General features: G+C 76.3%; 12 protein-coding genes and 1 pseudogene. 8 read left to right on the forward strand and 5 right to left on the reverse strand.

From position 1 onward, the window contains the following. On the reverse strand, nt 1–1,762 hold a 1,762-nt coding region (locus tag ACFCX4_RS14925), incomplete at its 3' end, for a DEAD/DEAH box helicase (protein WP_376142344.1). A gap of 657 nt (nt 1,763–2,419) precedes the next feature. On the opposite strand from ACFCX4_RS14925, the gene ACFCX4_RS14930 reads away from it, so the two are divergent. Next, on the forward strand, nt 2,420–3,151 hold the full coding sequence (locus tag ACFCX4_RS14930) for a ferritin-like fold-containing protein (RefSeq protein WP_376142347.1): 732 nt from the start codon (nt 2,420–2,422) through the stop codon (nt 3,149–3,151). Between the two features lie 40 nt (nt 3,152–3,191). Here ACFCX4_RS14930 and ACFCX4_RS14935 read toward each other — a convergent pair whose 3' ends face one another. From ACFCX4_RS14935 to ACFCX4_RS14945, 3 genes are all read right to left on the reverse strand, one after another. Next, entirely contained in the window at nt 3,192–3,524 is a 333-nt protein-coding gene (locus tag ACFCX4_RS14935) for a hypothetical protein (protein WP_376142350.1), read from the reverse strand. Between the two features lie 144 nt (nt 3,525–3,668). Further along, nucleotides 3,669–3,896, reverse strand: a complete 228-nt coding sequence (locus ACFCX4_RS14940; protein ID WP_376142353.1) for a DUF3107 domain-containing protein — start codon at nt 3,894–3,896, stop codon at nt 3,669–3,671. A 132-nt stretch (nt 3,897–4,028) separates the two neighbouring features. Continuing rightward, entirely contained in the window at nt 4,029–4,691 is a 663-nt protein-coding gene (locus ACFCX4_RS14945; RefSeq protein WP_376142356.1) for a TetR/AcrR family transcriptional regulator, read from the reverse strand. A 336-nt stretch (nt 4,692–5,027) separates the two neighbouring features. Here ACFCX4_RS14945 and ACFCX4_RS14950 point away from each other — a divergent pair. From ACFCX4_RS14950 to moeZ, 5 genes and pseudogenes are all read left to right on the forward strand, one after another. Beyond that, nucleotides 5,028–5,138: pseudogene (locus ACFCX4_RS14950) on the forward strand (alpha/beta hydrolase); the annotation flags it as partial. Between the two features lie 436 nt (nt 5,139–5,574). Continuing rightward, nucleotides 5,575–7,818: a glycosyltransferase gene (locus tag ACFCX4_RS14955; RefSeq protein WP_376142359.1), complete on the forward strand. Its 2,244-nt coding sequence runs from the start codon at nt 5,575–5,577 to the stop codon at nt 7,816–7,818. Next, nucleotides 7,815–8,864: a hypothetical protein gene (locus ACFCX4_RS14960; protein WP_376142362.1), complete on the forward strand. Its 1,050-nt coding sequence runs from the start codon at nt 7,815–7,817 to the stop codon at nt 8,862–8,864. The genes ACFCX4_RS14955 and ACFCX4_RS14960 overlap by 4 nt, the downstream gene beginning before the upstream one ends. A 114-nt stretch (nt 8,865–8,978) precedes the next feature. Continuing rightward, nucleotides 8,979–9,980 carry an NAD-dependent epimerase/dehydratase family protein gene (locus ACFCX4_RS14965; RefSeq protein ID WP_376142365.1) on the forward strand — a complete coding sequence of 334 codons (1,002 nt, stop codon included), beginning with the start codon at nt 8,979–8,981 and terminating at the stop codon, nt 9,978–9,980. Nucleotides 9,981–10,246: 266 nt separating this feature from the next. Further along, nucleotides 10,247–11,425 carry an adenylyltransferase/sulfurtransferase MoeZ gene (gene moeZ / locus ACFCX4_RS14970; RefSeq protein ID WP_376142368.1) on the forward strand — a complete coding sequence of 393 codons (1,179 nt, stop codon included), beginning with the start codon at nt 10,247–10,249 and terminating at the stop codon, nt 11,423–11,425. 159 nt (nt 11,426–11,584) lie between these two features. Here the strand turns inward: moeZ and ACFCX4_RS14975 are convergent, their stop codons facing one another. After that, on the reverse strand, nt 11,585–14,389 hold the full coding sequence (locus ACFCX4_RS14975; protein ID WP_376142370.1) for a flippase-like domain-containing protein: 2,805 nt from the start codon (nt 14,387–14,389) through the stop codon (nt 11,585–11,587). A 134-nt stretch (nt 14,390–14,523) separates the two neighbouring features. Here ACFCX4_RS14975 and ACFCX4_RS14980 point away from each other — a divergent pair, with 134 nt between their 5' ends. Together ACFCX4_RS14980 and ACFCX4_RS14985 are read left to right on the forward strand one after the other, a co-directional pair. Further along, nucleotides 14,524–14,880 (forward strand): MGMT family protein, encoded by a 357-nt coding sequence (locus ACFCX4_RS14980; protein ID WP_376142372.1) that lies wholly within the window; start codon nt 14,524–14,526, stop codon nt 14,878–14,880. 146 nt (nt 14,881–15,026) lie between these two features. Then, complete coding sequence (locus ACFCX4_RS14985; protein ID WP_376142374.1) at nt 15,027–18,554, forward strand: ATP-dependent helicase; 3,528 nt, start codon at nt 15,027–15,029, stop codon at nt 18,552–18,554. Nucleotides 18,555–18,654 lie beyond the last annotated feature (100 nt).

Here is an 18,654-nt window from a genome sequence, read left to right on the forward strand (position 1 = left end):
GGGCTGGACACCGGGGTTGATCGGGTCGGCCGCGGCGATGGCGTCGTGGGTCACCTGGTAGAAGGCGGCGGCGCGGGGCCGCGGCCTCGGCCGGGGCGTCGGCGGTGCCCTCGGCGGGCGCCGCGGTGGCGTCCCCGGCCGGAGCCTCGGCCTTCGCCCGCGAGCGGGTGCGGGTGCGCTTCGGCTTCTCGGCGGCGGGAGCGTCGTCGGCGGCCGGCGCGGCGGCCGGCTCGACGACGGCGGCCTCCGCCACCGCGTCGGACACGGTCTCGGTGCCCTCGCCGGACGCCGAACCGCGCGAGCGGCGACGGCGGCGGCGCGGGGCCTCGCCCTCGGCGCCCTCGGCCACGGCGGCGGGAGCGGCGGCGGCCGGGGCCTCCGGAGCGGTCACCGCTGCGTCGGCGACGGCCGTGGCCTCGTCGACCGAGCCGCCGCGACGGGTGCGCCGGCGCTCACGCGGCTTGCGGGCCGCCTTCTCCGCGGTCGCGGCCGGCTCGGCGGCGGCAGCGGCACGCTCGGAGCCGTTCCGCCCGCCCCGGGTGCGACCGCCGGAACGCGAACCGCGCCCGCCGGTCTCGCCGAGGTCCTCGACCTCCTCCGCGCCGAGCCCGGCCCGGGTCCGCTCCGAGCGGGGCAGGATGCCCTTGGTGCCCGGGGCGATCTTCAGCAGCTCGTACAGGTGCGCCGAGGTCGAGTAGGTCTCCTCCGGCTCGTTGAACGGCAGGTCCAGCGCCTTGTTGATCAGCTGCCAGCGCGGGATGTCGTCCCAGTCGACCAGGGTGACGGCGGTGCCCGAGGCGCCGGCCCGGCCGGTGCGGCCGATCCGGTGCAGGTAGGTCTTCTCGTCGTCCGTGCACTGGTAGTTGATCACGTGCGTGACGCCCTCGACGTCGATGCCGCGGGCCGCGACGTCGGTGCAGACCAGCACGTCGACCTTGCCGTTGCGGAACGCCCGCAGCGCCTGCTCACGGGCGCCCTGGCCGAGGTCCCCGTGCACGGCGCCGGCCGCGAAGCCGCGCTGGGTCAGCTGGTCGGCGACGTCCGCCGCGGTGCGCTTGGTCCGGCAGAAGATCATCGCCAGCCCGCGGCCGTCGGCCTGGAGGATGCGCGAGACCATCTCCACCTTGTCGAGCGAGTGCGCACGGAAGATGTGCTGCTCGATGTTGGCGACGGTGGTGCCGGTGTCGTCCGGCGCGGTGGCGCGGATGTGGGTCGGCTGGCTCATGTAGCGGCGGGCGAGGCTGATGACCTGGCCCGGCATGGTCGCCGAGAACAGCAGGGTCTGCCGCTTGGCCGGCAGCATGGTGATGATCTTCTCGACGTCCGGCAGGAAGCCGAGGTCGAGCATCTCGTCGGCCTCGTCCAGGACGAGCGAACGGACCTGGGAGAGGTTCAGCTTCTTCTGACCGGCCAGGTCGAGCAGCCGGCCCGGGGTGCCGACGACGATGTCGACGCCCTTCTTCAGCGCCTCGACCTGGGGCTCGTAGGCCCGGCCGCCGTAGACGGCGAGCACGCGGACGTCGCGGACCTTGCCCGCGGTCTGCAGGTCGTTGGTGACCTGGGTGCACAGCTCGCGGGTCGGGACGACGATCAGCGCCTGCGGGGACTCGGAGAGCTGCTCCTCGGTCGCGCGGCCGGCGTCGATGTCGGCCCGCACGACGACCCGCTCGATCAGCGGCAGGCCGAAGCCCAGGGTCTTGCCGGTGCCGGTCTTGGCCTGGCCGATGACGTCGTGGCCGGTCAGCGCGACCGGCAGGGTCATCTCCTGGATCGGGAAGGGATGGACGATGCCGACGGACTCAAGGGCCTCGGCGGTCTCCGGGAGGATCCCGAGGTCACGGAACGTGGTCTTCGTGGGTTCAGCGGTGGTGGACAGGGTGCTGCCTCTTCCGTGTGGGAGGGGCCGAGAGCGAGCGGCGGGCGGGCAGCCGCGCGGCTGCGTACGGGCCTGGACGGCCCCGAATACAGCTGAGCGGACGCACAACCGCGCCGGTCCCTGCGGCCGGCCGGTGCGCGCGGCCCGGTGAAGGGGCGCGTCGCCGGCGGCGTCGGGGAGGATTCCCGTGAGGGACCTGCGCGGGACCTGCGCCGGGTGGCGCGGTCTCGGCGGCCCTCGCTCGGCCACTGATGCGGTGCCAAGGCCTGAAGTCCAAGCCCTGGTCGGAGCCGATCGGCTCTCCGACCGGGCATCCGCGTACGTTGAGACCCCGGCTTCCGGTGCGACCCGTCCAGGGGGACGGTGCCGGTTCGGAGCGGGCTTGCGCGGCGCACCGAGACGGCGGTGACACCGTGCGAGCACGACGGGCCTCCGTACCACCATACAGTCACCCGACGACTCGAACACGTGACGCGGACGACATCGCAGGTCGGAGAGGTGGAAGAGGTGTCCCGGGACGGACCGGGACTAAGGTGGCGGGTCATGGAGAACCGTGGTGAGACGCAGGACGACGTGGCGGCCGGCTCGATCGGCGACTGGGCGGCCTGCTCGGCCGATCCGGGCTACCGGGCCGCCGTACTGGACCTGCTCGGCGCCCTCGCGTACGGCGAGCTGAGCGCCTTCGAGCGGCTCGCCGAGGACGCCAAGCTCGCGCCCGACCTGGCCGACAAGGCGGCGCTGGCCCGGATGGCCTCCGCCGAGTTCCAGCACTACCAGCGGCTGCACGACCGGCTCGCCGGGATCGGCGCCGACCCTCAGGAGGCGATGCGGCCGTTCGTCGAGCCGCTGGAGCTCTTCCACCGGATGACCGCGCCCTCGGACTGGCTGGAGGGCCTGGTCAAGGCCTACGTCGGCGACGCCATCGCGACCGACTTCTACCGCGAGGTGGCCGTCCGGCTCGACGACGACACCCGGGACCTCGTGCTCGGCGTCATGTCCGACACCGGGCACGCGCAGTTCGCCGTCGACAAGGTGCGCCGGGCCATCGAGGCCGACCCGCGGGCCGGCGGCCGGCTCGCGCTGTGGGGCCGGCGGCTGATGGGCGAGGCGCTCAGCCAGGCGCAGCGGGTGGTCGCCGAGCGGGACGCGCTCTCCAACCTGCTGGTCGGCGGCGTGCGGGTGCAGGGCTTCGACCTGGTCGAGGTCGGCAAGATGTTCAACCGGATCACCGAGGCGCACACCCGGCGGATGGCGGCGCTCGGCCTGGCCTCCTGACCCCGGGGCCGCGCCCGGCCGTGCCCGCGCCGGGCGGGGATCAGGCGTGCCGGTGGCGCCGGTGCCCGCCCGCCCGGTGGGCGCCCGCGCGGTGCGGGCGGTGGCGGTGCGCCGGCGCCCGGCCGGCGGCGAGGTCGGGCCGGGCCAGCACCGAGGTGATCAGGGCCGAGGCGACCGCCGAGATCGCGATGCTCGCCGCCGGGTACCGGCCGTCCATGGTGAAGTGCGCGATCACCCCGGCGAGCAGCGCCGAGCCCAGGGCGGTGCCCAGGGTCAGGCCGCGGCCGGCCGGGAAGTAGGCGGGCAGCGACACCAGCGCGGTGGCGCCGACGATCACGCCGACGAGGACGAAGGCGAACGTCTCGACCAGCAAGGATGCCTCCCCGGGGTACGGGCCCGCGGCGCTCGGACGGCCGCACTGTCGCCGTACCCCGGGCGTCCCACCCGTACACCCCGGACACGGCGGTGCCCCGCCCCTCGACGGAGGGAGCGGGGCACCGGGAGCACGGCCCGTGGTTCAGAGCGTGCCGAAACCGACCTTGCGCGAGGCCGGCTCGCCGATCTCCACGTACGCCAGGCGGTCGGCCGGGACGATGACGCGGCGACCGTGCTCGTCGGCCAGGCTGAAGAGCTTCGCGGTGCCCTCCAGCGCCTTCGCGACCGCCTCCTGGACCTCATCGGCAGTCTGCGAGCTCTCGATCACGATCTCGCGCGGCGCGTTCTGCACGCCGATCTTGACCTCCACGGCTTCCGTCCCTCCGGGGTTGCAGCCATCCACGCGCGGCACCGGACCGCCCGGGACGGGCGGTGCGCGGCCACCGCGCCGTACGGCTTCACCTTAGAGCACCGGATCGGTACCGAGGCGAGGCTCCGTCGATCACCGGCCCTGGGCGGGGGCCTCCGGCGCCTCGACGTGCGGGTGCATGGGGAAGCCCTTCAGACCGCGCCAGGCGAGGCTGGCGACCAGCCGGACCGCCTCGTCGCGGGGGATCTCCAGCCCCTGCGAGAGCCAGTACCGCGCGGTGATCTGGGCCAGGCCGCAGACGCCCGCGGCGAGCAGCTTGGACTCGGCCTCCGGCAGGTCGGTGTCCTCCTGGATGACCTTGCTGACCAGCGTCGCACTGGCCTCCGCGGCCCGCTCGACCCGTTCGCGCACGGCCGGCTCGTTGGTCAGGTCCGACTCGAAGACCAGCCGGAACGCGCCGGACTCGCTGGAGACGTAGTTGAAGTACGCCTCCATCGTCGCGGCCACCCGCAGCTTGTTGTCGGTGGTCGTCTCCAGTGCCTCGCGGGTCGACTCGACCAGGGCGTCGCAGTGCTTGTCCAGCAGCGCCAGGTAGAGCTCCAGCTTCCCGGGGAAGTGCTGGTACAGGACCGGCTTGCTCACCCCGGCACGGTCGGCGATGTCGTCCATGGCGGCCGCGTGGTAACCCTGCGCGACGAACACCTCCTGGGCGGCACCGAGCAGTTGTTCACGGCGGGCGCTTCGCGGCAGGCGGGCACCGCGCGGGCGCTCCTGCGCCTCCTGGATGGCCGTCACGGCGCTCCTCACTTCACGGGTCGTACGGGGTCGGGCGAGACGACCGATTCTACTTTCGGGTAACCGCGTTCGCGCTTGCCGGGCGCGAGAAATGCGGCGGACCCCCTTGTCAGGAGCCCACAATACGGCGCCCACCACGGCCGTCGGCAGTGCCGGGACCAGGGAGATACCGGGCCGGGACGGGGGAGACGGGGGAGACCTGCGGCCGCCGGACCGTCCACGGGCCGCGGACGCACCGGCTCACCACCATCGTCCACTATGGACCGCGCTGAGCAGCAGATACTCCCGGAGCCGGCCGTCCCGGCGCCGTTCCGCACCGTCGGGGTGCCCGGCGCCGCCCTCGCCGGCTCGTGGCTGCCGGTGCTCCCCGACGCCGGGCACGTCGCGATGACGGAGCACCCCGGCGCCGTCGCCCGCGCGGTGCGCGAACTGCTGCACGGAACCTGACGCCCGTCCTCCCCGGCGGGAGGGCGGGCGCCCGGCGGGGTGCGGCGGATACCCGGTGATCGGCCGCCGTTAACGTCATGATCGGGAAGAGGTCACTCCGGTTCACTCGTTCAGGTGGCAACCAGGCATGTGACCGATGGTTTGCCCCGGGCCGGTCCTACCTTTCTGCTGTCGGACCGAACAGGTGTGGGGGAGGCGCGGCCGCCGGAGGAACCCGGAGGGCGGCCGCGCGAGGGACGCCGGCGGCCGGTGACGGCCGCCGGTCCGGCCGCGGTGCCCGCGGCGCACCGCCTCCTCCGCCCCGGGCCGCCCCCGTGGAGCACGCGCCGAAGCGTCGCCCGCGAGGCGGCCGGGCGCCGACCTGCCCGCGCGGCCGGCACCGCCCGCCCGGCCCACTTCAGCCATCCGCCGATCCGCTCTGCTCTGGAGGTCCCCCGTGCGCGTTGCACTGCTCACCGAGGGTGTGCACCCGCACGCCCGGCGTGGCACCGGCGGCTGGTGCGACCGGCTGGTGGACGGCCTGCGGGAGCACGACTTCGCGTGGTACGTCCTCGACGGCCGGACCGGGCGGGCGGGTCGGTCGGGCGGGGAGGGCCGGGAGGGCCGGGAGGCGCAGGAGGGTGCCGGGCCGGTGGTCCACGGGCTCGCCCGGAGGGACCGCCGCCCGGCCGGCCGCGCGCCCGGCGGGCCGCGCGGGCGCCAGTACGCCGCCGCCCACGAGCGGCTCGTCCGCGCCCTGCTGCACCCCGGCGACCGGGCCGGCTTCGGCCCCGGCCTCCACCGGCTGGCCGAACTCGCGCGGGCGGACCGCGCGCTGTCCGCCTTCCTGCTCTCCGCCCGGGCCCGGCGCACCCTGGAGCGGGTCTGGCGCTCGCCCGGCGCGGACACCTCCGCCGGACAGCCGCTGGTCGGCGACGTCCTGGCCGCCGCCGACCTGCTCGAACAGTGTCTGCGGCCGCTCACCGCGCCCTGGTACGGCACCGGGCCCGGCGGGCTCGGCGCCGTCGACCTCTGCCACGTCGTGGGCGGCGGGCCGGCCGTCCTGCCCGCACTGGTCGCCAGGCAGCTGCACGGCGTGCCGTTCGTGGTCACCGAGCACCTGCTCCACCTGCGCGAGCAGTACCTCGGCCACCGCGGGGCCCCCCACCGGTGGCCGGTCCGGGCCCTGCTGCTCTCCTTCGTCCGGGCGCTCACCGAGGAGACCTGCCGGCAGGCCGCGGTACTGACGCCCGGCAGCGTCCACGACCAGCAGTGGCTGCGGCGCTGCGGGGCCGATCCGGCACGCATCCGGGTGGTGCACGAGGGCACCCCGGAGACGGACCGCCCCGCCGCCGGCCCCGAACCGGCCGTACCCACCCTGGTCTGGGCGGGCGCCCTGGAACCGGGCCGCGACCCGGAACTCGCCCTGCACGCCTTCGCCCTGGTCCGGGCCGAGCTGCCCGCGGCCCGGATGGTCGTCCACGGCGAGGAGACCGTCCCCGGCCACCGGGCGCACTGCGAGGCCGTCGCCGAACGGCTCGGGGTGGCCGGGGCGGTGGTGTTCGCCGGCCGGCTCCGCTCGGCCGCGGACGCCTGGGCGGCCGGCACCGTCGTCGTCTTCTCCGCGCTCACCCGGCGCCGTCCCGGACTGCTGGCGGACGCGATGCTGAGCGGCCGCGCGGTGGTCGCCACCGACGTCGGGACGACCCGCGAGGTGGTCGGCCCGACCGGGCTGGTCGTCCCGCCGCGTGACCCGCAGGCCCTGGCCGGGGCCTGCCTGGCCCTGCTGCGCGACGAGGAGCGCCGGGCCCGGCTCGGGCCGGCCGGCCGCCTGCGGGCGCAGGAACGCTTCGCCGTGGAGCCGGTGACCGCGGCGTTCCGCGAGATCTACCTGGACGTGGTCTCCCGGTGGCCGGCCTTCCCGGCGGCCGCCCCCGACCGGGGGGCGGGCCCGCGCCCCCGGCCGTTCGCGCGGCCGGCGGAGTACTGGCTCACCGACCGCCGCCACGGCGGCCCGGCAGCGGCCGCCGGGCCGCGGGCCGGCGGCGGCGCGGCGGGCGGCGGGGGTGGGGTCGGTTCCGGCGGCGCGGTCGACCCGGGAGGCGATGGCGGAGGTGCCGGGGCGGGGGTGCTCGGGCCGGCGGCGGGTGGTGCGGGACGGAGCTCCGCCCGGGCGGACGGTGCGGCGGTGCGTGGTGCCGGTCCGGACGGCGGGTCGCGGCCCGGTGCGCCGGTGGCGGGAGGCCCGGGGCGGGGCGCGCCGACCGGACCGGGGGGCGACGGTCCCGGGGCGGGCGGCTCCCACCGTCCGCCGGGGCACGTCGGCCGGGCACCGGGCCGGGCCGGGGACGCCGGGAGTGCGGGCCGGGCCGGGGGAGCCCCGGAGGCGGTGGCCGCCACCGTCCCGGTGCGGGGCCGGACCGGCACCGCACCGGGACGGGCGGGGAGTTCCGTGAGTGGGGACGCGGGTGCCGCCGCCGGGGTGCGGTCCCGCACCGGCGAGCCGGGCCGCGCCGCGGGTGGGGACGGTGGTGGCCGGGCCGCCGCCGTCGGGCTGCGGCCCCGCGCAGGCGGGGCAAGGGGGCCCGGGAGCGCGGGCCGCGGGCTGCCGCCCGGCGTCGCCGCCGCGGTGGATCCGTGCGCGGTCCGCCGTCCGGGGAAGGGGGCGTCGGCCGGGGTGGCGGCGGAGGTGCTCCGATGACGGGGCGTGCGGGGACCGGGGACCCGGTCCGGGAGGTGATGGCCGAGCACCGGGCGCTCTGCGAGCGGGCCGTGGACCCGCTGGAGATCGCGGCCGGTCTGGAGGAGGCCGGACTGGGCCCGGCCGCCGCCGCCCGGTGCCGGCACAGCGATCTGTTCGCGCTGGCCGAGGAGCTGTACGCCCGGGTGCCGCGCCGGCCGCCGGCGGCGGAGCCGGCCGCGCCCGCCGAGAGCTGGCAGCGGCGGTCCGCGGTGGCGCTGCGGACGGCGGCGCTGGCCGGGTTCCCGTGCGCGGCGGCGGTGGCGCTCGGCGCCGGCCCGCCCGCCCTGCCGGCGGCGGTGGTGCCGCTCGCGTTCGTCCCGGCGGCCTCCGCCGGGCGGGCGGCGGGGGGACCGGCGGTGCGGGATCCGGCGGCCCGGCGGCGCCGCCGGGCCGCGGCCGTGCAGGGCGCCGGGGTGGCCGCGCTGCTGCTGGCGCCGCTGGCGGTGGCGGCCGGCGGGCCGGAGGAGCGGCGGGTGACGGCCGCGCTGGTGGTGGCCGCCGCGCTGTCGGCCGGCTCGGCGGAGTGGGCGGCCCGGTGGTTCCGGCACGTGGGCCGGGGACACCTGGGCGCGGCGGCGACGCTGGCCGGGTTCCGGTCCCGGATGCGGCCGGTGCTCCCGGTGGCCCTGGCGCTGCACCTGGCGGTGCTGGCGGTGCTGACCTTCGCCGCGCTCGCGGTGCTGACCGCCCTCGCGCCGCGCCCCGGGCCGGGGCACGGCGGCGGTCTGCTGCACCTGGCGGCGGAGGGCGCCGGGCCCGCGCAGTGGGCGGCGCAGGGCGTCACCGGGCTGCTGCTGGTGCTGCCCGCGCTGCTGGCGCGCTGCGGCCGCACGCCGGCCGCCGCGCTGGGCGCGGTGGCCGGGGCGGCGGCCACCGCGGTGCCGGTGCTCCTGTCCGGCCCGTTCGCCGGCCGGGCGGCCGGTGCGGCGGCCGGGGGCGCGGTGGCACTGGCCCTGCTGGTGCACGCGTGGCCGGTGCTGGGGCGTCCCGATGCGCACCGCTGACCGCGGGCCCCGCCGGGCCCGGGGTGCCGCGCCCCCTCGTTCCGCTCGATCTCCCGTTTTTGACTCGGACCCGCCGGACCCTGTCGGGTCCGGCTTCGTGGAAGGACACCCCCGATGAGGGTGCTGCTGCTGGGCGCCGACGGCTTCATCGGCCGTCGGGTCACCGACCGCCTGCTCGTCGATCCGGAGTTGCAGGTGACGGTGCTCGGCCGGCGTGACTCCGCCGACATCCGTTTCGACCTGACCACCGGCAGCCCGGGGGCGCTGGCCCGGTTCCTGGACGCGGTCGCGCCGCAGGTGGTGATCAACTGCGCGGGCGCCACCTACGGCAGCTCGCGCACGCTGATCCGGGCCAACACGCTCGCCGTGGCGACCGTCTGCGAGGGGATCCGGCGCAGCCGGGAGCCCGCCCGGCTGGTGCACGTCGGCTCGGCCGCCGAGTACGGGCCGGTGCCGGGCGGGGTGCCGGTGTCGGAGAGCGCCGAGCCGCGCCCGGTCGGTCCGTACGGGGTGTCCAAGCTGGCCGGTACGGAGCTGGTGCTGGCCTCGGGGCTGGACGCGACGGTGCTGCGGGTGTTCGACGTGGTGGGACCGGGGGCGCCGACCGCCTCGCTGTTCGGCCGGCTGGCCGAGGGGCTGCGGCGGGCACTGGAGCGCGAGGAGTCCCAGGTGCGGATGCCGGACCTGTCCGGATACCGGGATTTCGTGGACGTGCGGGACGTCGCCCGGGCGATCCAGGCGGCCGCGGTCTCGGCCGCGACCGGGGTGATCAACATCGGCAGCGGGCACGCCGTCCGGGCCCGCGAGGCGGCCCAGCTGCTGGTCCGGGCGTCCGGCTTCGAGGGCGCCGTGGTCGAGGAGAACCGGCAGGTCGTGCTGCCCGCGCAGGCCGGCGGGCCGGTCGAGCACGTGCCCGGGCACGTGGCCGCGCACCACCTGCCCGGGCACCGTCCGGCGGAGCCCCGGCCGGGCGAGGGGCGGACCGCCCCGGGCGAGCCGGTGCCGTGGCGGCAGGCGGACGTCCGCACCGCCCGCGACCGTCTCGGATGGCGGACGCAGGTGCCGCTGGAGGAGTCGCTGGGGGACGTCTGGCTGGAGACGGCCTGCCGTGTCTGACCCGGTTCCGGTCCGCGGCCGGCCCCGGCCCCCGCGGACCGGAACCGGTGGCGGGCGGGCCCCGGGGTGCCGTACGGGGGCCCCGTCCGGGGCCCGCCGCGCGGTTCCACCATCCGGCGCGGGCCGTCTCGCCCATCGGACGGGCTGTCTCGGAATACCGGAGCGGAGTGACACTGTTGGCGTAGCAGAGCCACCTCGGTGGCGGAGCAACAACGCCCCCAAGAGGTTGGCCCTGGCCACCTGAACTGACGACCATCGGAGTCCCCGTGTCGCTGCCACCCCTGGTCGAGCCGGCCGACGAGCTCACCGTTGACGAGGTCCGCAGGTACTCCCGCCACCTGATCATCCCCGACGTGGGCATGGCCGGGCAGAAGCGGCTGAAGAACGCCAAGGTGCTGTGCGTCGGTGCCGGTGGCCTGGGTTCGCCCGCGCTGATGTACCTGGCCGCGGCCGGTGTCGGCACGCTGGGGATCGTCGAGTTCGACGTGGTCGACGAGTCGAACCTGCAGCGTCAGATCATCCACGGCCAGTCGGACATCGGCCGCTCCAAGGGCGAGTCGGCGCGCGACTCCGTCAAGGAGATCAACCCCTACGTCGACGTGATCCTCCACGACGAGCGGCTCGACAACTCCAACGTCATGGAGATCTTCTCCGGCTACGACCTGATCGTGGACGGCACCGACAACTTCGCCACCCGCTACCTGGTGAACGACGCCGCGGTGCTGCTCGGCAAGCCGTACGTGTGGGGCTCGATCTACCGCTTCGACGGCCAGGCGAGCGTCTTCTGGGCCGACCACGGCCCCTGCTACCGCTGCCTCTACCCGGAGGCGCCGCCGCCGGGCATGGTCCCCTCCTGCGCCGAGGGCGGCGTGCTGGGCGTGCTGTGCGCGTCCATCGGCTCGATCCAGGTCACCGAGGCGATCAAGCTGCTGGCCGGGGTCGGCGACCCGTTGGTCGGCCGGCTGATGATCTACGACGCCCTGGAGATGAACTACCGCCAGGTGAAGGTCCGCAAGGACCCCGACTGCGCGCTCTGCGGCGAGAACCCGACCGTCACCGAGCTGATCGACTACGAGGCCTTCTGCGGCGCCGTGTCGGAGGAGGCGCAGGCCGCGGCCGCCGGTTCGACGGTCACCTCCAAGCAGCTCAAGCAGTGGCAGGACGACCAGGAGGACATCTTCCTGATCGACGTCCGGGAGCCCGGCGAGTACGAGATCGTCAGCATCCCCGGCGCGGTGCTGATCCCGAAGAACGAGTTCCTGATGGGCAACGCGCTGGAGCAGCTGCCGCAGGACAAGAAGATCGTGCTGCACTGCAAGTCGGGGGTCCGCTCGGCGGAGGTGCTGGCCGTGGTGAAGTCGGCCGGCTTCGCCAACGCCGTCCACCTGGGCGGCGGCGTGCTCGGCTGGGTGAGCCAGATCGAGCCGCACAAGCCGGTGTACTGATCCCCGGGACGTCCCGGGATTCGCGCGAGGGCCCGCTCCGGCGGGCCCTTCCGCGTGTCCGGACGCGGTCGGCCGCCCGGCCCGCGCGCTCCGCCGGCGGGCCGTTCGTCCGGTCGGCCGTTCGTCCCGTCCGGGCGCGTCCGGCGGGAGCGGACGGGACTACAGCGCGCCCTTGCGCTGGAGCACGTTGTAGGAGATCCAGCCGGGCAGCACCGGTAGCCAGAAGGTGAGCGCCCGGTAGAGGAAGACGGCCGGGGTGGCGACCGTCGGCGGCACGTCGGCGACGGTGAGCGCACCGATCAGCGCGACCTCGACCGGGCCGATGCCGCCCGGGGTGGGGATGGCGGAGCCGGCCGCGTTGGCGGTCAGGAAGACCACGGCGACCGCCGAGAAGGAGATCGAACCGCCGAAGGCCTGCACCGAGGCGTCCAGACAGGCGGTGAACGACAGGGTCAGCAGCAGGATGCCGCCGAAGCCGGTGACCAGCTTGCTGGGCGTCTGCATGAGGTCGAGCATCCGCGGCACCACGCCGAAGAACAGCGAGCGCAGCCGGTTCAGCACGAACCGCCGCAGCGGGGCGACCGCCGCGACCACCAGGGCCAGCACGGCGGCGCTCAGCACGCCGATGATCACCGCGCGGGAGGCCGAGAGGTCGCCGTTGGTCTGGCTCCCGGTGATCAGGCCGAAGCTGAACAGCAGCAGCAGGTGCCCGGCCAGACCGGCCAGCTGGGAGGCGCCGACCGAGGCGACCGCCTGCCCGGAGCGGATGCCCGACTTCTGCAGGTAGCGGGTGTTCAGCGCGATGCCGCCGATCGCGGCGGGCGCGACCAGCTTCACGAAGGACCCGGCGAGCTGCGCCGCCACGGTGCGCCGGAACGGCAGCTTCTCCGGCACGAAGCCGGTCAGGCTCATCGACGCGGCGATGTAGGAGAACGCGGCCGCGGCGAGGGCGACCGCCGCCCAGGCCCAGTTCATCTGGGAGAGCCTGAGCTGGGCCGGCTTGACGGTGGTGAGCGTCAGGTAGGCGGCGAAGGTGAGCGCGATCACCATGATCAGCGTCTTGGGCTTGAGCCGCTCCAGCTTGGCCGGCTCCATCGGCGCCTCGGGCGCGATCTGCAGGATCTGGCCGCGCAGCCGGCTCAGCAGGTCCTCGCCGGCCGCCGCGATGTCCTCCTCGGCCTGCTGCTGGGTGCGCTCGCCGGCGGCGACCTGCTCCAGCGCCCTGGCCTGGGCGACGGTCTTGCGTTCCTTGGTGAGCTTCTTCAGGTCGACGCGAGTGGAGCGGCTCATGCCGACCGGCTGCAGCAGCGGCAGCGCCTGGGCGACCCGCTCCGCGCCGAGCACCGTGTTGGCGGTGGCGACCGCCCGCTCGGGGCCGATCCGCAGGGCGAAGGTGGTGATCAGCTGGGCGACGTCGATGCGCAGGGTCAGGTCGGTCGCGGCGATGTCCCCGCCGGAGAGGTTGACCAGGCAGGCCGTCTTCCCGTCGACCACCAGCAGCGACTCGCCGGTGAGCCGGCGGTGGGCGATCCGGCGCTCGTGCAGGGCGGCGACCGACTCCCACAGCGAGGCCATCACCCGGTCGGTGACCTCCTCGTCGGCGAGGTCGTCCAGGGGCCGGCCCTCGACGTTCTCGTAGACCAGGATCGCGGCGTCCGGGCCCAGCTCGGAGGTGGCGACCAGCTGCGGGGCGCGGGCACCGGAGGCGGCGGCCGCGTAGGCGATCAGCGCCTCCTGCTCCAGGGCCTGGCGCAGCGACTGGGGGCTGCGCCGCACCGCCACCGAACGCAGCCGCAGCCGGCGCCAGGCCCGGTAGAAGAAGCCCGAGGCCTGCTGCTCGCGGTCGACGATGTGGACGTCCAGCGGCGGACCGCTCTGCTGGGCGACGAGGTAGCGGCGGGTGCCGCCGGGGGCGTCGGGGGCGCGGTGGGCGCTGGCCGGGGTGAAGCCGACCTTGCGCAGGCCGATCATCAGGTGCTGGCCGGTGGGCCGGATGTTCGGCGAGCCGATCGCGTAGAGGGTGCCGTAGGCGACGGACCAGCCGATCAGCACGGTGAGCAGCAGCGACAGCGGGGTGGTGTAGCCGCCGAGCAGTTCGGTGATGCCGCTGAAGACCACCACCACCCACAGGGCGACCCGCCACCGGGGTCTGCTGGACATGCCGACCGCCGTCATGTAGGCGATCACCGGGGCGAGGTAGCCGTGCACCGGGTCGGTGAGGGTGCCCACCGAGTCCAGCGGGAAGCGGGTCAGGGCGTCCCGGATGTGGTCGGAGGCGCCCTCGGCGACCCACCAGTCGATGCCCAGCGAGACGCCGTACGCCAGCACCGAGGCGAGCACGCCGTCCGCGACCCGCAGGCCGTCGCGCTTGATCAGCCGTTCGACCGCGAAGGCGAGCGGTACGGCCAGCACGGCGACGTTGGAGACCAGGCCGGTGATGGTGGAGAGCACCGGGGAGAAGCGGGGCGCGTTCTCGGCGATGTCGATCTCGATGCCGGTGGTGGTCGAGGTGGCGACGCCGGCGAGCACGAAGACCGCGACGATGCCGAACACGCCGGCCAGGAAGCGGATGAGGTCGGAGGGGCGGTGCGCGCGGGCGGCCAGCAGCGGCTCGTCGACGTCCAGGTGCGGGGTGTCGTCCAGCGCGTCGGGCCGCTCCGGTACGGCCGGCGCGGCGGAGGCGCCCGGTCCGGCCGCGGCGGTCGCGGGAACGGCGGGGGGAACGGTCGCGGGGAGGGTCGCGGGGCCGCCGTCGGCGGTCCCGGGGGCCTGTGGCTGGGTCGGTACGGCGGCGGGGGCCCCGGTCGCGGGGCCGGCCTGCTGCGGGCTCTTGATCATCCGGTCCTTGATCAGGGAGACTTCCGGCGGCGGTCCGGTACCGGCGTCACCGCCGCGAGCCGCGGGCATGCCGTCGGAGGACTCGTCGGAGCCCTCGTCCACACCCACGTCAGCCGTCCCGGTCATCTGGTCTTGTCCTCGTATCACCACTCACCGCCCCGAAGATGGTGGCATGCCGCGGCGCCCCGTGCTGGACAGGGGCCGGATCGGGCGCGGCGGGTCGGGCGCCCGCGGCCCGCGGCCCGGCCGGATGCGGAAGAATGCCGCAGGTGACGCAAGCCCCCGACGACGACGCCCGCGGCGCGCTGCCGCCCTTCGCCGAACTGGTGCTCGACCTGACCGAGCGGATTCCACCCGGCCGGGTGATGACCTACGGGGACGTCGCCGAGTACCTCGGCCAGGGCGGCCCCCGGCAGGTCGGCCGGGTGATGGCCCTGTACGGCGCCGCCGTGCCCTGGTGGCGGGTGATCCGCGCCGACGGCCGGCTGCTGCCCGGCCACGAGCACCGCGCCCTCGCCCACTACGGCGACGAGGGCACCCCGCTGCGCGACCTCGCCGACCCGCCCCGGGTCGATCTCCGGCGCGCCCGCTGGGACGGCGGGCCCGTCCCGGACTGACCCCCGGGGGCGCGGAACGGGCCGGCGGGGGATTGCGCGGAACCCCGTGCGCGGACGGGAATGACGGGGCAGGATCGTAGGCTCGATACGGCGGGCCCCTCGGCGGGCCCGTCCGCAGTTGCCCGAGCACGACCCCCAGGACATCCGTGAGCTCCCCCTACCGTCTGGTGCGCAGCCCCCTCGTGCCGCCCGTCCCGCCCGAGCTCGACGCGTACCAGCGCGCCGTGGCCGAGCACACGGGCGGCCCGCTGCTGGTGCTCGCCGGGCCGGGCACGGGCAAGACCACGACCCTCGTCGAGGCCGTCGCCCGGCGGATCGAGGAGGGCGCCGACCCCGAGCGGATCCTGGTCCTCACCTTCAGCCGCAAGGCCGCCATGGAACTGCGCGACCGGATGGCCGGGCGGCTGTCCGCCACCGCCGCCGGCTCCCGCGCCGCCGCCCCGCAGGCCACCACCTTCCACTCCTTCTGCTACGCCCTGCTCCGCGCCCACCAGGACCCGGCCGACTACGCCGAGCCGCTGCGACTGCTCTCCGGCCCCGAGCAGGACGTGATGGTCCGCGAGCTGCTCGCCGGCGGTGCCGAGGACGCCCGGCGCGGTCGCTCCCGGATCGCCTGGCCGCTGGACCTGCGCGCCTGCCTCACCACCCGCGGCTTCGCCGACGAGGTCCGCGCGGTGCTCGCCCGCAGCCGCGAGCTCGGCCTCGGCGAGGACGAGCTGGCCCGCTTCGCCGAGGGCGTCCGGCGCCCCGACTGGGCCGCCGCCGCGCACTTCCTCGCCGACTACCTGGACGTCCTCGACCTGCGCGGCGTCCTCGACTACGCCGAGCTGGTGCACCGCGCCGTGCTGCTCGCCGAACGCCCCGAGGTCGAACGGGGCCTGCGGGAGCGCTACGACGCGGTCTTCGTCGACGAGTACCAGGACACCGACCCCGCCCAGGTCCGGCTGCTGCGCCGGCTGGCCGGCGGCGGGCGCGAACTCGTCGCCGTCGGCGACCCCGACCAGTCGATCTACGCGTTCCGCGGCGCCGACATCAACGGCATCCTGGAGTTCCCGCAGACCTTCCGGCACACCGACGGCCGCCCCGCCGACGTCAAGGTGCTGCGGGTGTCCCGGCGCTCCGGCGCGGTGCTGCTCGCCGCCGCCCGCGAACTCACCCGCCGGATGCCGATGGGCCGGCTGCCGGCCGACAAGCTCGCCCAGCACCGCGCCCCGCTGCCCGCCCGCGAGGGCGGCCGGGTCGAGGTCCGCACCTACCCCACCCCCGGCGCCGAACTGGACTCGATCGCCGACCTGCTGCGCCGCGCCCACCTGGAGGACGGTGTGCCGTGGGGCGAGATGGCCGTGCTGGTCCGGGCCGGCGCCCGGTCCATCCCCGGGGTGCGGCGGGCGCTCGGCGCGGCCGGCGTCCCGCTGGAGATCGACGGCGACGACCTGCCGCTGCGCGAGGAGCCGGCCGTCGCCCAGCTGCTGACCGCCCTGCGGGTCTGCGCCGAGCAGGCCGTGCGCGACCGGCGGGATGACGACCCCGACGACGACGGTCCCCACGGCGACGGTGCCGACGGCGGGGGCCCCCACGGCGACGGTGCCGAGGGCGAGGGGCCCGACGGCGACGGCCGCGGCGGTCCGGGGGCCGGGCGCCCGGGCACGCCCGACCCGCTCACCACCGACCTCGCGCACGCCCTGCTCACCGGCCCGCTCGGCGGCCTCGACGGCGCCGACCTGCGCCGCCTCGGCCGCACCCTGCGCGAGGAGGAACGCGCCGCCCTGCGCGCCCGGGCCGCCGAACGGTCCCGCGACGCCGCCGCGGAGGCCGTCGGGGAGGCCGCCGGGGACGCCCCGGTGCGCACCGGGGACCCGGGCCCCGCCGCCGTGCCCCGCCCGGCCGGCGATCTCGTCCGCGAGGCCCTCGCCGAACCCGAGCGCCTCGCCGTCCTCGACACCCCCTACGCCCGCCGCGCCCACGACCTCGGCACCCTGCTGCGCAAGGTCCGCGAGGCCCTGGCCGGCGGCTGCACCGCCGAGGACGCCCTGTGGCAGCTGTGGGACGGCTCCCGCCGCTGGCGCGAACGCCTGGAGCGGGCCGCCCTGCGCGGCGGCGCGGCCGGCCGCAACGCCGACCGCGACCTGGACGCCGTCTGCGCCCTGTTCGAGACCGCCGCCCGTGCCGAGGAGCAGGTCACCGGTCACCGCGGCGCCCTCGACCTGCTCGCCGAGCTGGAGGCCCAGGACATCGCCGCGGACACCCTCACCGTGCGCACCGTCCGCCCCGAGGCCGTCCGGCTGATGACCGCCCACCGCGCCAAGGGCCTGGAGTGGCGGCTCGTCGTCGTCGCCGGCGTCCAGGACGGGCTCTGGCCCGACCTGCGCCGCCGCGGCTCCCTCCTGGAGGCCGACCGGATCGGCCGCGACGGCCTCGCCGAACCGCTCACCCCCGCCGCCCTGCTCGCCGAGGAGCGCCGCCTCTTCTACGTCGCCGCGACCCGCGCCAGGGACCGGCTCGTCGTCACCGCCGTCAAGGCCCCCGCCGACGACGGCGACCAGCCGTCCCGCTTCCTGCGCGAGCTCTACCGGGAGGACGTCGACCCCGCGACCGGTCGGGTGCTGCGCCGCACCCCGCCGGTCACCGTCGAGGACGTCACCCACCGCCCGCGCCGTCCGCTCGCCGTGCCCGCGCTGGTCGCCGAGCTGCGCGCGGTCACCGTCGACCCCGCCCGCGCGCCCGAACTGCGCCGCGCCGCCGCCGAACGGCTCGCGGTCCTCGCCCTCGCCACCGACGACGAGGGCCGTCCGCTGGTGCCCGCCGCCCGCCCCGAGGCCTGGTGGGGACTGGACGACCCGACCGCCGCCGCCGACCCGCTGCGCGACGCCGCGCTGCCGGTCCGGCTCTCCGGCAGCGGCCTGGAACAGCTGGAGAGCTGCTCGCTCCAGTGGTTCCTCGACAAGGAGGTCAGGGCCCGGGGCACCTCCTCCGCCGCACAGGGCTTCGGCAACGTCGTGCACGCCCTCGCCGACGAGGTCGGCTCCGGGCGGACCCCCGCCGACCTCGCCGTCCTCATGGAGCGGCTGGACACGGTCTGGGACGCGCTGGCCTTCGACGCTCCCTGGAAGTCCCACCAGGAGAAGACCGAGGCCCGCGCCGCCCTCGAACGCTTCCTCACCTGGCACGTGATGGCGCGCGGCCGCGACCTGGTCGCCACCGAGCACGGCTTCGACGTCACCCTCGACGCCGGCGGCGTCCAGGTGCGGATCCGCGGCTCGATGGACCGGGTCGAGAAGGACGAGGCCGGGCGCGCCTACGTCGTCGACTTCAAGACCGGCAAGCAGACGCCCACCGACCGGTCCCTGCCCGAGCACAAGCAGCTCGCCGTCTACCAGCTCGCCGTCCGCTCCGGCGCCCTCAACGGGCTGCCCGGCTTCGACGAGGCCGGCCCCGGCTCCGGCGGCGCCGAACTCGTCCAGCTGCGCAAGCCCGACAAGGCCGTCCCCGAAGCGCCCAAGGTCCAGCGGCAGGACCCGCCCGAGGGCGCCCCGTGGATCGAGAACCTGCTCGCCGACGCCGCCGGGCGGATCCTCGCCGAACGCTTCGTCCCGCAGACCGGCAGCGCCTGCGACCGCTGCTCCTTCCGCCGCAGCTGCTCCGCCCAGCGCGACGGCGCCCAGCTGGTGGAGTAGCCGGCCGGGGGCCGGGCCGCGGCGGCCCGGGTAGCGCACGCAACACGTGGCCGTCGCCACAGCGGCGCCCGGGCTGTCGGCGCCCCCCGTTACCGTTGCG

The organism is Kitasatospora sp. NPDC056327 (genome assembly GCF_042261735.1).
Lineage (GTDB): Bacteria > Actinomycetota > Actinomycetes > Streptomycetales > Streptomycetaceae > Kitasatospora.

Excerpts from the sequence above, each read along its gene's own strand:
- ACFCX4_RS14930 (WP_376142347.1), top strand. The coding sequence starts at position 2,420 with ATGGAGAACCGTGGTGAGACGCAGGACGACGTGGCGGCCGGCTCGATC.
- ACFCX4_RS14960 (WP_376142362.1), top strand. The coding sequence starts at position 7,815 with ATGACGGGGCGTGCGGGGACCGGGGACCCGGTCCGGGAGGTGATGGCC.
- ACFCX4_RS14965 (WP_376142365.1), top strand. The coding sequence starts at position 8,979 with ATGAGGGTGCTGCTGCTGGGCGCCGACGGCTTCATCGGCCGTCGGGTC.
- ACFCX4_RS14975 (WP_376142370.1), bottom strand. The coding sequence starts at position 14,389 with ATGACCGGGACGGCTGACGTGGGTGTGGACGAGGGCTCCGACGAGTCC.
- ACFCX4_RS14980 (WP_376142372.1), top strand. The coding sequence starts at position 14,524 with ATGCCGCAGGTGACGCAAGCCCCCGACGACGACGCCCGCGGCGCGCTG.